Raw genomic sequence first — 15,170 nt, 5'->3', positions numbered from 1 at the left:
CTGTGGCAGGGTGATCTCATGATGTCGCTGCGGGACGAACTGCTCGGCCGGGTGCCGTCGATCCCGGCGTTCCGCATGATGGGTCCGCCGGGCTGGGAGCTGCACGAGATGGCTCCGGAGACCGAGCAGCAGCTCGTCGCCCGCGCACGCGAGCGTCTCATGGCAGCCCACCAGCCGGTGCTGTTCGCCCGATTGGGGCCTCTCGTCACGGAGGCATTCGCCTCGGCCCGTGCGCAGGGCGCGCTGTTCATGATCATGCCGGGAGCCGACACCCCTGCCGGTCTGCTGGCCCCCGTCACGATCATCGGTTCGCTGCAGCGTTCGGCCCCATCGGCGCCACTCGATGCGCGGGTGGCCGAGGCGATCGAGAATCATGGCGCGCGAGTGCTCGGCGGGAGTCGCCATTTCCTCCGGTGGGAGCACCACAAGCGGGCCCGCATCGACGGCGATGAGGCCGATACGCGCACCCTCGTCTACCTCACGCCGATTCCGGGCACCGGCAGGTCGAGCGCTCTCCAGTTGACGGCCACCATTGTTCAGCCGGTCGAACGCGACCGGGAGACGGATGCCCGCATCGCGGACTGGATCGACATGATCGACGCCTCGGTCGCGACCTTCGCCTGGGTTCGTTCGTGATCGCCGTCCGCTACGTCGATGATCCGGAGTTCGTCGTTCCGCTGCCCGGTGACCGGATGGGCGATGCGGCTCGCGCGGACTGGGCGCGCGAGGCCGTCGGTGCCACCGCGAGCAGACACGGCGCCGACGCCGTCCGCTCGGAGCGGGCCGTGGACTTCGCGGCACGCGCGCAGGCGCGCATCTCGCACGAGGGTGCGGCGGGCGTGCTGCTCTACGCGCCGTCATGGCGGGTCTGGACCGCGGTCCGCATCGCCGTCGCCGACCGCGAGCCGGCACCGGAGGAGGTCGAGGCTTTCGTCCGTCCTGCCGCCCTGCTGCCGCCCCACGTCCGGATCACCCCCGACCTTGCCGTCGGGCGGGGGGTCTCATCCACCGTCCTGGTGAGCGCGGACCCTGCGCTCGGTGCGGTGCGATGGCTCTTCGTACCGCCCGGCCGCGCCATCCGTATCGACATCACGCCGGTCGCCGCGCCCGCGGTGACGGCGGTCGCAGCGCTGACCGAGGTGTTCCTCTCGACTCTGCGCATCGAGGGCGTCGCGGGCGATCTGTCTGCGGCGTTCGACCCCGAGCGGATCGCGTCGCCCCTCGACACCGCGGGACGCAGCTGGCCGGAGTGGACGGCATGACGGCGGGACCTGCGGCGCGCTTCGCGGCGTCGCGCCGCACCTGGGAGCCGATCGACTGGTGGCGGCTCGAGGCGCGGGCGTGGCAGGAGGCGCCCGCGGTGCGGCGGGTCATCGCCGTCTTCGCACCGACGTCGGTGTTCCGCGAGCTCGCCGTCCACTCGGGTCGGAACCCGGCGGTCACGGTCCTCCTGCTGGTCTGGAACCTCGTCGGGCTGGGTGCGCCCGTCGTCGGTGCCGCGCTGCTGCTCGGCTGGGTGTTCGGGCGGGCCGATGTCGCGGCCGTCGGGGCCGCCGGATTCGCCTTCGCAGCGGGAGCCGTCGTCGCCGGTGCCGGACTCGTGACGACCGGGCGGGATGCCGGCCGCGTCGACGCCGGTTCCGCGCACGCTATCGGGTGGGTGCACGTGCTCGCGGCTGGTGCGGCCCTGATCGCCGCGATCCTCGCGGTGGTCCAGAACGAGGCCGAGGGCGCCGGGGGCGTCGCATTCATCGCGGCCGATCTCGTCGTCGGCGCGCTGTACTTCGTGATCTTCCGGCGGAAGCCGACCGATGGCTCCGAGCGCTGGAAGCGAACCGTGGATCGGCTCGCCGCCGCCGTCTCGGCGCTCGACGAAGACACGCGCGCCCGCATCCTCGCCGACCTCGGCGACGCCATCGACGAGCTCGAGACGGCCGGCCGCATCCCGGAGTCCCTCGCGGCGGACGCCCGGCAGACGCCGCCCGGCATGCTCGGCGCCCGCTTCGCGCCGCGCGGAGCCTGAACGGACTCCGCGGCAGCGCTTGTCAAGGGCACCGGGACGTGACATTCCGCCTGAGTAGTGTGAGCGTCACGAACAGGGGAGATCACATGCAGGCTTGGCCGGGTTCCGCTTATCCGCTCGGAGCGACCTATGACGGGAACGGGACGAATTTCGCCCTGTTCAGCGAGGGAGCTGAGAAGGTCGAGCTGTGCCTCTTCGACGAGGACGGCACCGAGACGTGCGTCGAGCTGCGCGACGTCGACGCGTTCGTGTGGCACGCGTACCTGCCGAACGTGCAGCCGGGACAGCGCTACGGCTACCGCGTGCACGGACCGAACGACCCCGCCGACGGCAAGCGGTTCAACCCGAGCAAACTGCTGCTCGACCCGTACGCGAAGGCCGTCGAGGGGCAGGTCGACTGGGGTCAGCCCGTATTCGGCTACGACTTCGGCGAGCCCGACTCGTTCAACGAGGAGGACTCGGCCGCCCACATGATGAAGGGCGTCGTCATCAACCCGTTCTTCGACTGGGCGGGCGACCGGCTGCCGAAGATCCCCTACGCCGAGAGCGTGATCTACGAGGCCCACGTCAAGGGCCTGACGAAGCTCCACCCCGACATCCCCGAGGACATCCGCGGCTCCTACGCGGGCATCGCGCACCCCGCGGTCATCGATCACCTCAAGAAGATCGGCGTCACGGCGCTCGAGCTCATGCCGGTCCACCAGTTCGTCAATGACTCGACGCTGCAGGAGAAGGGGCTCTCGAACTACTGGGGCTACAACACCATCGCCTTCTTCGCGCCGCAGAACACCTACTCGGCCACGGGCGACCACGGTCAGCAGGTGCAGGAGTTCAAGGCCATGGTGAAGGCGCTGCACGCCGCCGGCATCGAGGTCATCCTCGACGTCGTCTACAACCACACCGCCGAGGGCAACCACATGGGTCCGACCCTGTCGATGCGCGGCATCGACAACGAGGCCTACTACCGGCTCGAGGACGACGACAAGCGCTACTACACCGACTACACCGGCACGGGCAACAGCCTCAACGTCGGCAACCCGCACGCGCTGCAGCTGATCATGGACTCGCTGCGGTACTGGGTCACCGAGATGCACGTCGACGGTTTCCGGTTCGACCTCGCGGCGACGCTCGCCCGCGAGTTCTACGACGTCGACCGCCTGTCGGCGTTCTTCGAGCTCGTGCAGCAGGACCCGATCGTCTCGCAGGTCAAGCTCATCGCCGAGCCGTGGGACATCGGTCCGGGTGGCTACCAGGTCGGCAACTTCCCTCCCCAGTGGACGGAGTGGAACGGCAAGTATCGCGACACCGTCCGCGACTTCTGGCGCGGCGAGGCCTCGACGCTGGGCGAGTTCGCCTCGCGCCTCACGGGGTCGGCCGACCTGTACGAGCACGACGGCCGGTGGCCGGTGGCATCCATCAACTTCGTCACCGCGCACGACGGCTTCACCCTGCGCGACCTCGTGTCGTACAACGAGAAGCACAACGACGCCAACGGCGAGGACGGCAACGACGGCGAGTCGCACAACCGCTCCAACAACATGGGCGTCGAGGGACCCACCGACGACCCGAACGTGCTGACCATGCGCGCACGCCAGCAGCGCAACTTCCTCGCGACCCTCCTGCTCAGCCAGGGCGTGCCGATGATCTGCCACGGCGACGAGCTGGGACGCACGCAGCAGGGCAACAACAACGGCTACGCCCAGGACAACGAGCTGACCTGGATCCACTGGGATCAGGTCGACCAGCCGCTCATCGAGTTCACCGCCGCCCTGGCGCGGCTGCGTCGCCTGCACCCGACGTTCCGTCGGAGCCGCTTCTTCGACGGTCGCCCGGTGCGCCGCGAGGAGGGGTCGCCGGTGCCCGACATCGTGTGGCTGCGCCCCGACGGCACCGCCATGCAGCCCGAGGACTGGGATTCCGGCTTCGGCCGGGCGGTCGGCGTCTTCCTCAACGGCGACGGCATCCGCGAGCGCGACCGCCGCGGCGAGGACATCTCCGACGGCCACTTCTTCGTGCTCTTCAACGCGGGTGACGACGAGGTCGAGTTCACCGTGCCGTCGGATCAGTACGCCGACCGCTGGGAGGTGCTGATCGACACGAGCGGCGAGCTCGTCGGGACCGAGCCGCTCGAGGGCGGGAACGCGCTGCATGTCGGGGCGAAGTCGCTCGTCGTGCTGGGCGAGTACGTCGAGCCCGAGGCCGAGGTCGACCACTCGGTCGCGGCATCGCTCGCGGCGTACACGACGCCGATCGACATCATCCCCGCCGAGGCGCCGACCCCCGAGCTGCCGGGCCGATGACCGCGCCGATCTCGACTTACCGCCTGCAGATCCGGCCCGCCTTCAACCTCGCGGCGGCCGCCGGCATCGCCGATTACCTGCGCGACCTCGGGGTCGACTGGGCCTACCTCTCGCCGCTGCTCGCCGCGGCGGAGGGGTCGGACCACGGCTACGACGTCGTCGACCCGACCGTCGTCGACCCGCGCCGCGGCGGCCCTGAGGGGCTCGTCCGCTTCTCGGCCGCCGCGCGGGACGCGGGCCTCGGCGTGCTCGTCGACATCGTGCCGAACCACCAGGGCGTCGCGGTCGCGGCGGAGAACCCCTGGTGGTGGGACGTGCTCCGGCACGGCCGGGACTCGGCGCACGCCGCGGCGTTCGACATCGACTGGGATCACGGCGCCGGCAAGGTCGGCCTGCCGATCCTCGGCAAGACCCTGCGCGAGGCCGTCGCGGCGGGCGAGATCGAGATCGCGCCGGCCGCCGCGGACGAGGCCCACGGGGCCGAGGGCGCGGCGCGCTACTTCGACCATGTGCTGCCGCTCGCCGACGGAACCGCCCCCGCGGCCGCGACGACCGACCCGGCCACCGTCGACGCCGTGCTCGCCGCGCAGCACTGGCGTGCCGCCTTCTGGCGCGACGACGCGACCGAGCTCAACTACCGGCGCTTCTTCGCCGTGAACACCCTCGCCGGTGTCCGCGTCGACGTGCCCGAGGTGTTCGAGGCGAGCCACGCCGAGATCCTGCGCTGGCTGCGCGAGGGACTCGCCGACGGCCTGCGGATCGACCACCCCGACGGCCTCGCCGACCCCGGCGGGTACCTCGAGCAGCTCGCCGCGGCGACCGGCGGCGCCTACGTCGTCGTCGAGAAGATCCTCGAGCACGCCGCGACCGATCATCCCGAGGAGCTCCCCACCTGGTGGGCGACGGCGGGGACGACCGGATACGACGCGATGGCCGAGATCGACCGGGTGCTGATCGATCCGTCGGGCGAGAGCCGGCTCGACGAGCTCGACGCGACCCTGCGGAGCGACGGGACCCCCGCGTCGTACGCGGACATCGTGCACGACGCGAAGCGTGCCGTCGCCGACACCATCCAGGCGGCCGAGGTCGGCCGCCTGGTCCGGGGCCTGCCCGCGGGCGTCCGAGACGAGCTCGGGGATGACGTCGCCCGCGACGCCTTCGCAGAGCTGCTGACGAGCTTCTCGGTGTACCGCGTCTACCCGCCCGTCGGTGACGAGCTGGTCGCCGAAGCGGTCGCCGCGGCCTCCGCCTCGCGCCCGGATCTCGCCCCCGCTATCGCCGCGATCGCCCCGCTCGTCACCGCGGAGGGCACGGAGCTCAGCCGCCGGTTCGGTCAGACGACCGGCCCGGTCATGGCGAAGGGCGTCGAGGACAGCGCGTTCTACCGCTTCCCCCGACTCGGCACGCTCACCGAGGTGGGCGGCGACCCGGGGGTCTTCTCTCTCGACGTCGCGGGCTATCACCGCGCGCAGGCGCACCGTCACGCGACCTGGCCGCACGCTCTGACCTCGCTCAGCACGCACGACACCAAGCGCAGCGAGGACGTCCGTGCCCGGCTCTCGGTGATCGCCGAGGTGCCCGAGCGCTGGAGCGACGCCCTCGGACGCCTGCGGGCGGTCGCCTCGACGGGCGACGGTCGCCTCGACGACCTGCTCTGGCAGGCCGTCGTCGGTGCCTGGCCCGCGTCGCCCGAACGCCTGCGCGACTACGCCGAGAAGGCGTCGCGCGAGGGGGGCATCGTCACCTCCTGGTCCGATCCCGACGAGGACGCCGAGAAGCGCATCACCGCCCTCGTGGATGCCGCGACCGGCGACGCGCGCTCGATCGTCGAAGAGATCGTCGGCGAGCTGACCGGGCCCGGCCGATCGAACTCCCTCGCCGCGAAGCTGCTGCAGCTGACCGCGCCCGGCGTGCCGGACGTCTATCAGGGGACCGAACTCTGGGACCTGTCGCTCGTGGACCCGGACAACCGGCGCGACGTCGACTTCGCCGAGCGGCGGGAGCTGCTCGCCAAGCTCGACGGCGGGTGGCATCCCGAGATCGACGACTCGGGGGCGGTGAAGCTGCTCGTCGTATCGCGGGCGCTGCGCCTGCGTCGCGACCACCCCGAGCTGTTCACGCGCTACGCCGCGCTGCCCGTCGTCGGCGCCGCCGCAGATCACGCGGTCGCCTTCGACCGCGGCGGCGCCGTCACCGTCGCGACGCGACTGCCCGTCGGTCTCGCCGCGCGCGGTGGATGGAACGACACCGTCGTGCTGGTCGCACCGGGACGATACGTGGAGCAGCTCACGGGCCGGGTCTGGGAGGGCGGGGCCGTGCGCCTGGCCGACCTGCTCGACACGTACCCCGTGGCTCTGCTCGCGCGGCAGGAGCACTGAGACGCCGTCGCGCCGCGGGCCGGATGCGCCCGCGGTGCGACCGCGCCCGCCCGCCGTCGCGGGTGCTTGTTTACGCACTGTGAAGGCCCGTTTCGTGCGGCGGGGTCGGACATGGTGGGGTGAGGGCATCCCTCGTCGCTCTGCATCTTCAGGAGACCCCATGCCTCGCTCCGCCCGTGCGCTCCTCGCGGCGGCATCCGCCGTCGCCACCGTCGCGCTCATCGCCGGCTGCTCCGCCGGCACGAACCCCGGCGCCGCGGGCGGAGAGGTCGGCGAACCGCAGGACGGCGGGACGCTCACGTACCTCGAGCCCCAGGCCTGGACCACGCTGTACCCGCCGAGCGCGGGGTTCTACCCCAACGGCGGCATCGTCAACAACATCACCGATCGTCTGCTGTACCAGGACCCCGAGACCCTCGACCTCGAGCCCTGGATCGCCACGGCGTACACCGTCAACGACGACGCCACCGAGTACACCTTCACGATCCGAGACGACGTCACCTACTCGGACGGCAGCGAGCTGACTCCCGAGAACGTCGTGAAGAACCTCGACCTATACGGGCGGGGCGACACCGATCGCGCGCTGCCGGTCTCGGAAGCCATCAACAACTACGACCGCGGCGAGGTCACGGGCGACGACACCGTCACCTTCCACTTCACCGCCCCGTCGCCGGGCTTCGCGCAGGCGGTGTCGACGATCAACTCCGGGCTGCTCTCGGACGACACGCTCGACCGCGCGAGCGAAGGCTTCGGCCCCGGCAACGCCGAGGACATCGTCGGCAGCGGACCGTTCGTCATCTCGGGCGAGGACCTGGGCGCGAAGACGACCCTGACGTCGCGCGACGACTACGACTGGGCTCCGGAGTCGTTCGAGCACCAGGGGGCCGCACGACTGGACGGCGTCGAGTTCATCGTGGCCGCCGAGGACAGCGTGCGCGTCGGCACGGTGGTGGCGGGGCAGGCCGACATCGCCCGCCAGATCGAGGCGCCCGACGAGGCGCAGTTCGGCGCCGGGGGACTGTCGCTCGTCGCGTCGGCGACGAACGGCGTCAACAACGGGCTGAGCTTCCGCTTCGGCGATGACCGCCTCTCCGACATCCGCGTGCGACAGGCGCTCATCGCCGGCATCGACCGCCAGGAGATCATCGACACCCTCTTCACCGACAACTACCCGCTCGCCACGGGCGCGCTCGCCACCACCGCGCTCGGCTACATCGACACCTCGGAGTCCTACGCGTATGACCCCGACGCGGCGACCGAGCTGCTCGACGAGGCGGGCTGGTCGCTCGGCTCCGACGGCGTGCGCGAGAAGGACGGCGAGAAGCTCGTGCTGACCTTCAACGAGGCGCTCCCGCAGCCGCGCTCGCGCGAGGTCGTGACGCTCATTCAGGAGCAGCTGGCGAAGATCGGCGTGCAGGTCGAGCTGTTCTCGGGAGACCAGGCCGCGCAGACGGCCGCGTCGGCCGACATCGATCAGATCCAGGTGTACCACTCGATGGTGGGACGAGCCGACTTCGATGTGCTGAAGTCGCAGTACTTCTCGGGCAACCGCAACACGCTGCTCAACCGCGACCCGGCGAGCGGCTCGGTCCGCGACCCCGAGCTCGACAGCCTGCTCGCGGCGATCGCCTCCGAGCCCACGACCGAGCAGCGTCAGGAGGCGTCGGCGGCGGCGCAGCGCTACCTCGCCGAGAACGCGTACATCCTGCCGATCTTCGAGGAGCCGCAGGTGTTCGGCGTCGGACCGCGGGTGCAGGGGTTCTCGACCGAATCGGTCGGACGGCCCTCGTTCTCGCAGACCTGGCTCGCCCAGTGACGCGAACCGTCGCGGAAGCCGACGGGTGGGCGCCGCCGCTGCGGGGGCGGCGCCCATGACGACCTACGTGCTGCGCCGCATCGGGCAGGCGCTGCTCGTGCTGGTGCTCGCCTACACGGTCGCCTACCTGCTGCTGGCCGCGCTGCCGGGCGACGCCGTCATCGCGCGGTACGCGAACCCCGAGCTCGGGCTCACCGCCGAGCAGGTGCAGGCCATCCGCGAGGCGCTCGGAGCCGACCAGCCCCTCATCGTGCAGTACGTCCGCTCGATCGCGGGATTCCTGACAGGCGAGTTCGGATACTCGGTCAGCAGCGGCGCCGCCGTCTCCGATCTCATCGCGACGGCGCTGCCCCCGACCCTCGTGCTCGCCGTGCTCGGTCTCGCCGTCGCGGTCGTGCTTGCCGTGACGATCGCCTTCACCGCGACGTACGGTGCCGGCCGCTGGCTGCGACGGCTGTTCCGTGGCCTCCCGCCGCTGTTCGTCTCACTGCCGGTCTTCTGGATCGGCATCATCCTGATCCAGGTCTTCTCGTTCCGGCTCGGGCTCATCCCGGCGATCGGCGCCGACCCGGTGCAGGCGCTCGTGCTGCCCGTGCTGACGCTCGCGATCCCGATCGCCGCGCCCCTCGCCCAGGTGCTGACACGCAGCATCGACGAGGTGCGCGAGCAGCCCTTCGTCACCGTGGTCCGCGCCCGCGGCGCCAGCACCTCGTGGCTGCTGTGGCGCAACGTCGCCCGGAACGCGCTCCTGCCCACCCTCACGATGGGCGGGCTGCTGTTCGGTGAGCTCGTGGGCGGAGCGGTCGTGACCGAGACCGTCTTCGCTCGCGCCGGCATCGGCCAGCTCACCGCCCAGGCGGTGCAGACCCGCGACACCCCCGTGCTGCTCGCGGTCGTCGTCATCTCGACGGTCGCCTTCGTCACGATCAACCTGATCGTCGACCTGCTCTACCCCGTGCTCGATGCGCGGCTGCGCACGGGCGGCGGTCGCGCGCGCCGCAGCCCGTCGTCGACCGCCGCGGCGATCACCGCCGGCGCCGCGACCGGCGCCACCACGGCGGCAGCCGACACCCCCGCAGACATCCTCCCGAACGGAGCCGGACGATGACCGCGCTCGCCCCGTCGCCCACCGCCCTCGTCGCGCCGCCGCGGTGGCGCGCGCTCCTGAGGCCGGGCATCCTCATCCCCGCCTTCGTCGTGCTGATCGCCCTCGCGTGGGCGCTCGCGCCCGGGCTCTTCACCGGGCAGAGCCCGACCGAGACGGTCGCGCCCTCGCTGCAGGCACCGAGTGCCGCGCACTGGTTCGGGACGGATGCGACCGGGCGCGACGTCTTCGCCCGCGTCGTGCACGGCGCCTCGCAGTCGATCATCGGCGCTCTCGTCGCCGTGCTCGTCGGCCTTGTCGTCGGCAGCGCGATCGGTGTCACCGCCGGTGCGGCCGGCGGGGCCGTCGACGACGTGCTCATGCGGTTCGTCGACGTGCTGCTGGCGATCCCGGGACTGCTGCTCTCGCTCAGCGTCGTGATCCTGCTCGGGTTCGGCACTACCAACGCGGCCATCGCGGTGGGCGTGACGTCCATCGCCGTCTTCGCACGCCTCGCCCGCTCGCAGGTCGTGAGCGTGCGGGTCAGCGACTTCGTCGAGGCCGCTTACGGCTCGGGGTCGTCGGCGGCGGGCGTGCTCTTCCGCCACATCCTGCCCAATTCGCTGACCCCGGTCCTCGCGCTCGCCGCGCTGCAGCTCGGATCGGCGATCCTGCAGATCTCCACGCTGGGCTTCCTCGGCTACGGCGCACCGCCGCCCACGCCCGAGTGGGGTCTGCTGATCGCCGAAGGGCGCGACTACGTGGCCACGGCCTGGTGGCTCACCGTGCTTCCCGGCGCCGTCGTGGCGGTGGTCGTGCTGGCCACCAACCGCCTCAGCCACGCCATCCAGGGAGGCGCCGAATGAGCGCGCGACCGCTGCTCGAGATCCGCGACCTGGCCGTCCGGTACCGCACCCGTCGCGGGCCGGTCGACGCCGTGCGCGGCGTCTCTCTCGATGTCACGGCCGGGGGCGTCACCGCTCTGGTGGGCGAGTCGGGCTCGGGCAAGTCGTCCGTCGCACAGTCGGTGATCGGTCTCCTCGCCGGCAACGGCCGCGTCGCGGGCGGAACGATCCGGCTCGACGAACGGCAGGGCGGGCCGGTCGATCTCGTCGGACTCTCCGAGCGCCGGTGGCGGCAGCTCCGCGGCCGGTGCATCGGCCTCATCCCGCAGGATCCCGGCAACTCGCTCAACCCTGTCGCGACCATCGGCGCGAGTGTCGCCGAGCCGCTCCGGATCCACGGATGGCGTGACCGCAGCCGCATCCGCTCGAGGGTGATCGACCTCCTCGACCGCGTCGGCATCGACGACCCCGAGGCGCGCGCCCGCCAGTACCCGCACGAGCTGTCCGGCGGCATGCGCCAGCGCGTGCTGATCGCCGCGGCGATCGCCCTCGAGCCCGAGCTCGTGATCGCCGACGAGCCGACCAGCGCCCTCGACGTCACCGTGCAGCGCACCGTGCTCGACCTGCTCGACGGTCTCCGGCGCGAGACCGGCACCGGGATCCTGTTCATCACGCACGACCTTGCCGTCGCCGCCGACCGCTCCGACGACATCGTCGTGATGCGTGCCGGGCAGGTGCAGGAGTCGGGCCGCTCGGCGTCGGTGCTCGCCTCGCCGTCGTCGGCGTACACGCGCACACTGCTCACCGACGCGCCCTCGCTGGCCCGCGTGGTCGACCGCGCTGTACCGTCGGCCGCCCCGGGCGAGCCGCCGCTCGTCGACGTGCGCGGCATCCGTCAGGAGTTCGCCCGCCCCGGCCGCGCACCGCTTGTCGCCGTGGACGACGTCTCGTTCGTCGTCCCGCGCGGCACGACCCACGCGCTGGTCGGCGAGTCGGGCTCGGGCAAGACCACGATCGGGCGCAGTATCGCCGGCTTCCACCGGCCCACCGACGGCGTCGTGCGGGTCGGCGACACCGACGTCACCGCACTGCGCTCGCGGCGCGAGTTCCACCGGACGACGCAGCTCGTCTACCAGAACCCGTACGCCTCGCTCGACCCGCGGCAGACCATCTCGGCGATCCTGACCGAGCCCCTGCGCAACTTCGGCATCGGCAGCCGGGCGGAGCGCGCGGAACGCGTCGCGCACCACCTGGACCTCGTGGCGCTCGCGCCCGAGATCGGTCAACGCCACCCGCGCGAGCTGTCCGGTGGGCAGCGGCAGCGCGTCGCGATCGCCCGGGCTCTCATCGTCGAGCCGCGCCTCGTCGTGCTCGACGAGGCGGTCTCGGCGCTCGATGTCACCGTCCAGGCGCAGATCCTCCGACTGCTCGCGAAGCTGCAGGACGAACTCGACCTCACCTATGTCTTCATCTCCCACGACCTCGCCGTCGTGCGGCAGGTGAGCGACACGGTGTCGGTGCTCCGTCGCGGTGTCCAGGTCGAGCAGGGTCCGGTGGCGCGGGTGTTCGACGAGCCGCAGCACGAGTACACGCGGCGACTGCTCGACGCCATCCCGGGCACGGGCCTGCGGGCGGCGGCCGCGACCGACGAGCGCACCCGCGCCACCACGAATCAGGAGGCTCCGGCATGAGCGGCCCACGACTGGGATTCTTCACACGCCTGCTCGAAGAGACGACGGCGGCCGAACGCTACCGGTTCGCACTCGAGCAGATCGAGCAGGCCGAGCGGTCGGGGTTCGCATCGGCCTGGGTCGCGCAGCATCACTTCGGCGAGGACGAGGGCGGGCTGCCGTCGCCGTTCGTCCTACTCGCCGCCGCGGCCGAGCGCACGTCGCACATCGGCCTCGCGACGGCCGTGCTCACCCTGCCCATCGACGACCCGCTGCGCGCCGCCGAGGACGCGGCGGTGCTCGACCTGCTGAGCGGGAACCGCGTGCAGCTCGGCGTCGCGTCGGGAGGCACGCCTTCGTCGTTCGCGGCGTTCGGCCTCGATCCCGAGCGGCGTCGCGAGATCTTCGCGGATCACCTGTCCGTCTTCGCGGACGCGCTCGCGGGGCGCGGCGTGCGCGGCTCAGGTTCGCGCATCTACCCGGATGCCGGCGACCTCGGCGAACGCATCTGGCAGGCGACCTTCTCGGTCGAGGGCGGTCGGCGCGCGGGTGCCCGGGGTGACGGCCTCCTGCTCTCGCGCACGCAGCCGCGGCCCGCTGAGACGCCCGGCGCGCCCCTGCACGACCTGCAGCTGCCGATCATCGCGGCCTACCGGGATGCGCTGCCCGCGGGTGCCCCGGTGCGGGTGCTCGCCTCGCGCACGGGACTCGTCGTCGACCCGGAGAACCGCACGCGCGCCCTCGAGCTCGCCGAGGACGGACTGCGACGGCTCGCGGCCACGATGCACGGGACCGACGTCGACCGCGTCGGCATCGACGAGCTCGTCCGCATCACCGACACGCACGTCGGCACCGTCGACGAGGTCGTCGAATCGCTCTCGCGTGACGAGACGCTCGCCGCGGCGACCGATGTGTCGTTCCAGGTCCACTCGATCGCCGCGACCCACGAGCTGACGCTGCGATCGCTGCAGCTGCTCGCCGATCAGGTCGCTCCCCGGCTGGGGCTGTCGACCGGGCCCGACGCAGCCGACGCGCTCCACGGCGCGCACCGGACCGACGACACGACCGCACGCGGAGCCGCCCCGGCACCCCAACCGACCCCCGACCGTCAGGAGACCAGCGCGTGACCACCGGATCCGCCGACATCATCGACCTGCTCGCCGGCATCCGCGCCGACGACGTGCTCTCCCGGGTGCGCGACACGCGCGCGCAGGCCCGCGAGAATGCGCAGCGGAGCTTCGAGGCGCTCCTCGAACCCGCCGACGCCGGCACCGTCCCCCTCGCCGAGCGGTACGCCGTGGCCGCGTTCGTGGCCGAGCTCCACGGGTTCGCGCAGGCCGTCGACTTCTACCGCGACCTGCTCGACGATGAGGCCGCGTCGCTGACGCCCGCGGTCGCCGCCGCCGCGGAGTCCGCGTGGGCGGAGGGTCCCTACGGGCGGTACCGCGAACCGGCGCTACGGTCGGAAGGCCGCGACGGCCCGCGATGGTCGCCCGAGCCCGCCACGGCGGCTGCGCTCGGCGAGCGGCTGACCGCCGCTCTCGCCCACGCGCATCTCCTCGTGTTCCGACCGCGCGAGGCGCGGCCCGAGCACCTGAGCGCGCTCGTGGCCGCCGGATGGAGCGCCGACGGCATCGTCACGCTGTCGCAGCTCATCGCGTTCCTCGCATTCCAGCTGCGCAGCGCCTGGGCGCTCCGCGTGATCGCGGCCCACCCAGTCGCCGCCACCGTTCCGGCATCCGTCGAAGGAGCAACCTCATGACCGGCCCCGTCACTGCCTACGACGACCTCGCCCGCCCCGACGCGTTCACGCAGGACGGCCTCGGCTGGGTGCCGTGGCTCGAGCCCGTCGCCGAGGACGACCTGACCGACCAGCAACGGGAGGCGCTGATCGAGCCGGCGCGAGCGAAGATGCCCTACTTCCGGCTGCTGGCCCGCGACCCCGAGGCGCTCCGCACCCGGACGCTCACCGACCTCGACATCTTCTTCAACGTCTCGGGCGGCGTCGGGCGCGCCGAGCGCGAGCTGGCGGCCGCCGCGACGTCGCGACGCAACGGCTGCGTGTTCTGCGCATCCGTGCACGCCGCGGCGGCGACCCGCGAGTCGGGGCGCCGTGACGACGTGCAGCGCCTGCTCGACGAGGGCACGGGCGTCGACGTCGGAAGCGAGACGTGGAACGCCGTCGTGGCGGCCTCGGTCGCGCTCGCCGACACCCCGCTCGCCTTCGGCGACGCGGAGATCGACCGTCTGGTCGCCGCAGGCCTCGACGCCGCGGAGATCGTCGACGTCGTCAACGGCGCCGCCTTCTTCAACTGGGCGAACCGGCTCATGCTGTCGCTCGGCGAGCCCGAGGTGCCGGCTCGCCGCCGCGCGACCGGGGGAGCCGACGCATGAGCATCCCGACCCGACTCGATCACGTCGTCATCGCCGGACCCGACCTGGGCGAGCTGATCGCGTGGTTCGCGGAGCGCACCGGTGTGATCGCCGCGCCGGGCGGCGCGCATCCGACGGGAACCGCGAACGCGCTCGTCGCGCTGACGATCGACGGCCGACGCGGACCGCAGTACCTCGAGCTCATCGGTCCCGACCCGGAGCGGATCGATCGTGCGCTGCCGGCGACGTTCGACATCGCGTCGCTCGAGGCGCCGTCGGTGCAGGCCTACGCGGTCCACCCCGATGACATCCAGGCGACCGTCGACCACGCGCGGCGGAACGGGTACGACCCGGGCGACGTCGGCGACCTGTCCCGCCGCACCCCCGCCGGCGAGCTGCTCGAATGGCGGCTGACCCGCGGTCCGGCGCAGCGACTCGACGTGCCGTTCCTGATCGACTGGGGCAGCACCCCGCAGCCGGGCCTCGCCGACATCCCGACGATCGAGCTGCTCGGGTTCGAACGGACCGAGCCGGCACCGGACGACCTGCGCGCGCTCGTCGATGCACTCGGACTCGGCGACGGGACGGCGCGCATCGTCGCCGGGCGCGCCTCGGGGTACCGGCTCGTGCTCCGCACGGAGTCGGGCGAGGTCGTCGAGCTCTAAGCACATTCCGGGTCGT

At 72.2% G+C, this 15,170-nt stretch carries 13 protein-coding genes; all 13 read left to right on the top strand.

Translation table 11 applies throughout. The annotated features are described in order from the left end of the window. The first annotated feature begins 18 nt into the window (after window positions 1-18). Window positions 19-636 carry a hypothetical protein gene (locus BLT21_RS07585; protein ID WP_091500841.1) on the top strand — a complete coding sequence of 206 codons (618 nt, stop codon included), beginning with the start codon at window positions 19-21 and terminating at the stop codon, window positions 634-636. Then, the gene (locus BLT21_RS07580) at window positions 633-1,262 is read left to right on the top strand and encodes a hypothetical protein (RefSeq protein WP_091500840.1); all 630 of its coding nucleotides are present in this window, start codon (window positions 633-635) and stop codon (window positions 1,260-1,262) included. The genes BLT21_RS07585 and BLT21_RS07580 overlap by 4 nt, the downstream gene beginning before the upstream one ends. Then, window positions 1,259-2,023 carry a hypothetical protein gene (locus BLT21_RS07575; RefSeq protein ID WP_143024953.1) on the top strand — a complete coding sequence of 255 codons (765 nt, stop codon included), beginning with the start codon at window positions 1,259-1,261 and terminating at the stop codon, window positions 2,021-2,023. The genes BLT21_RS07580 and BLT21_RS07575 overlap by 4 nt, the downstream gene beginning before the upstream one ends. Before the next feature lie 86 nt (window positions 2,024-2,109). Further along, window positions 2,110-4,323 (top strand): glycogen debranching protein GlgX, encoded by a 2,214-nt coding sequence (glgX, locus tag BLT21_RS07570; RefSeq protein WP_091500838.1) that lies wholly within the window; start codon window positions 2,110-2,112, stop codon window positions 4,321-4,323. Continuing rightward, complete coding sequence (treY, locus tag BLT21_RS07565) at window positions 4,320-6,701, top strand: malto-oligosyltrehalose synthase (protein WP_091500837.1); 2,382 nt, start codon at window positions 4,320-4,322, stop codon at window positions 6,699-6,701. Before glgX ends, treY begins: the two co-directional genes overlap by 4 nt. A gap of 160 nt (window positions 6,702-6,861) precedes the next feature. Then, window positions 6,862-8,517 (top strand): TIGR04028 family ABC transporter substrate-binding protein, encoded by a 1,656-nt coding sequence (locus BLT21_RS07560; protein ID WP_091500836.1) that lies wholly within the window; start codon window positions 6,862-6,864, stop codon window positions 8,515-8,517. Between the two features lie 55 nt (window positions 8,518-8,572). Then, window positions 8,573-9,625, top strand: coding sequence for an ABC transporter permease (locus BLT21_RS07555; RefSeq protein ID WP_091502139.1), 1,053 nt, complete (start codon window positions 8,573-8,575; stop codon window positions 9,623-9,625). Then, a complete protein-coding gene (locus BLT21_RS07550) occupies window positions 9,622-10,467 on the top strand; it encodes an ABC transporter permease (protein WP_091500835.1) in 846 nt (281 codons plus the stop codon). Before BLT21_RS07555 ends, BLT21_RS07550 begins: the two co-directional genes overlap by 4 nt. After that, window positions 10,464-12,137, top strand: a complete 1,674-nt coding sequence (locus BLT21_RS07545) for a dipeptide ABC transporter ATP-binding protein (protein WP_091500834.1) — start codon at window positions 10,464-10,466, stop codon at window positions 12,135-12,137. Before BLT21_RS07550 ends, BLT21_RS07545 begins: the two co-directional genes overlap by 4 nt. Continuing rightward, the gene (locus tag BLT21_RS07540) at window positions 12,134-13,243 is read left to right on the top strand and encodes a putative FMN-dependent luciferase-like monooxygenase (RefSeq protein ID WP_091500833.1); all 1,110 of its coding nucleotides are present in this window, start codon (window positions 12,134-12,136) and stop codon (window positions 13,241-13,243) included. Before BLT21_RS07545 ends, BLT21_RS07540 begins: the two co-directional genes overlap by 4 nt. After that, window positions 13,240-13,878: a CMD domain protein gene (locus BLT21_RS07535; RefSeq protein ID WP_091500832.1), complete on the top strand. Its 639-nt coding sequence runs from the start codon at window positions 13,240-13,242 to the stop codon at window positions 13,876-13,878. Before BLT21_RS07540 ends, BLT21_RS07535 begins: the two co-directional genes overlap by 4 nt. Further along, window positions 13,875-14,510, top strand: coding sequence for an alkylhydroperoxidase domain protein (locus BLT21_RS07530; protein ID WP_091500831.1), 636 nt, complete (start codon window positions 13,875-13,877; stop codon window positions 14,508-14,510). The genes BLT21_RS07535 and BLT21_RS07530 overlap by 4 nt, the downstream gene beginning before the upstream one ends. Further along, window positions 14,507-15,154: a VOC family protein gene (locus BLT21_RS07525; protein WP_091500830.1), complete on the top strand. Its 648-nt coding sequence runs from the start codon at window positions 14,507-14,509 to the stop codon at window positions 15,152-15,154. Before BLT21_RS07530 ends, BLT21_RS07525 begins: the two co-directional genes overlap by 4 nt. Window positions 15,155-15,170: the final 16 nt, after the last annotated feature.

This window comes from Microbacterium sp. cf332 (assembly GCF_900102175.1).
In the GTDB taxonomy this organism is placed as follows: Bacteria; Actinomycetota; Actinomycetes; order Actinomycetales; family Microbacteriaceae; genus Microbacterium.
Note: the sequence above shows the minus strand (reverse complement) of the source record. Positions and strands in the feature narration are given on the sequence as shown.

Excerpts from the sequence above, each read along its gene's own strand:
- BLT21_RS07585 (WP_091500841.1), top strand. The coding sequence starts at position 19 with ATGATGTCGCTGCGGGACGAACTGCTCGGCCGGGTGCCGTCGATCCCG.
- BLT21_RS07575 (WP_143024953.1), top strand. The coding sequence starts at position 1,259 with ATGACGGCGGGACCTGCGGCGCGCTTCGCGGCGTCGCGCCGCACCTGG.
- glgX (WP_091500838.1), top strand. The coding sequence starts at position 2,110 with ATGCAGGCTTGGCCGGGTTCCGCTTATCCGCTCGGAGCGACCTATGAC.
- treY (WP_091500837.1), top strand. The coding sequence starts at position 4,320 with ATGACCGCGCCGATCTCGACTTACCGCCTGCAGATCCGGCCCGCCTTC.
- BLT21_RS07560 (WP_091500836.1), top strand. The coding sequence starts at position 6,862 with ATGCCTCGCTCCGCCCGTGCGCTCCTCGCGGCGGCATCCGCCGTCGCC.
- BLT21_RS07555 (WP_091502139.1), top strand. The coding sequence starts at position 8,573 with ATGACGACCTACGTGCTGCGCCGCATCGGGCAGGCGCTGCTCGTGCTG.
- BLT21_RS07550 (WP_091500835.1), top strand. The coding sequence starts at position 9,622 with ATGACCGCGCTCGCCCCGTCGCCCACCGCCCTCGTCGCGCCGCCGCGG.
- BLT21_RS07545 (WP_091500834.1), top strand. The coding sequence starts at position 10,464 with ATGAGCGCGCGACCGCTGCTCGAGATCCGCGACCTGGCCGTCCGGTAC.
- BLT21_RS07540 (WP_091500833.1), top strand. The coding sequence starts at position 12,134 with ATGAGCGGCCCACGACTGGGATTCTTCACACGCCTGCTCGAAGAGACG.
- BLT21_RS07530 (WP_091500831.1), top strand. The coding sequence starts at position 13,875 with ATGACCGGCCCCGTCACTGCCTACGACGACCTCGCCCGCCCCGACGCG.
- BLT21_RS07525 (WP_091500830.1), top strand. The coding sequence starts at position 14,507 with ATGAGCATCCCGACCCGACTCGATCACGTCGTCATCGCCGGACCCGAC.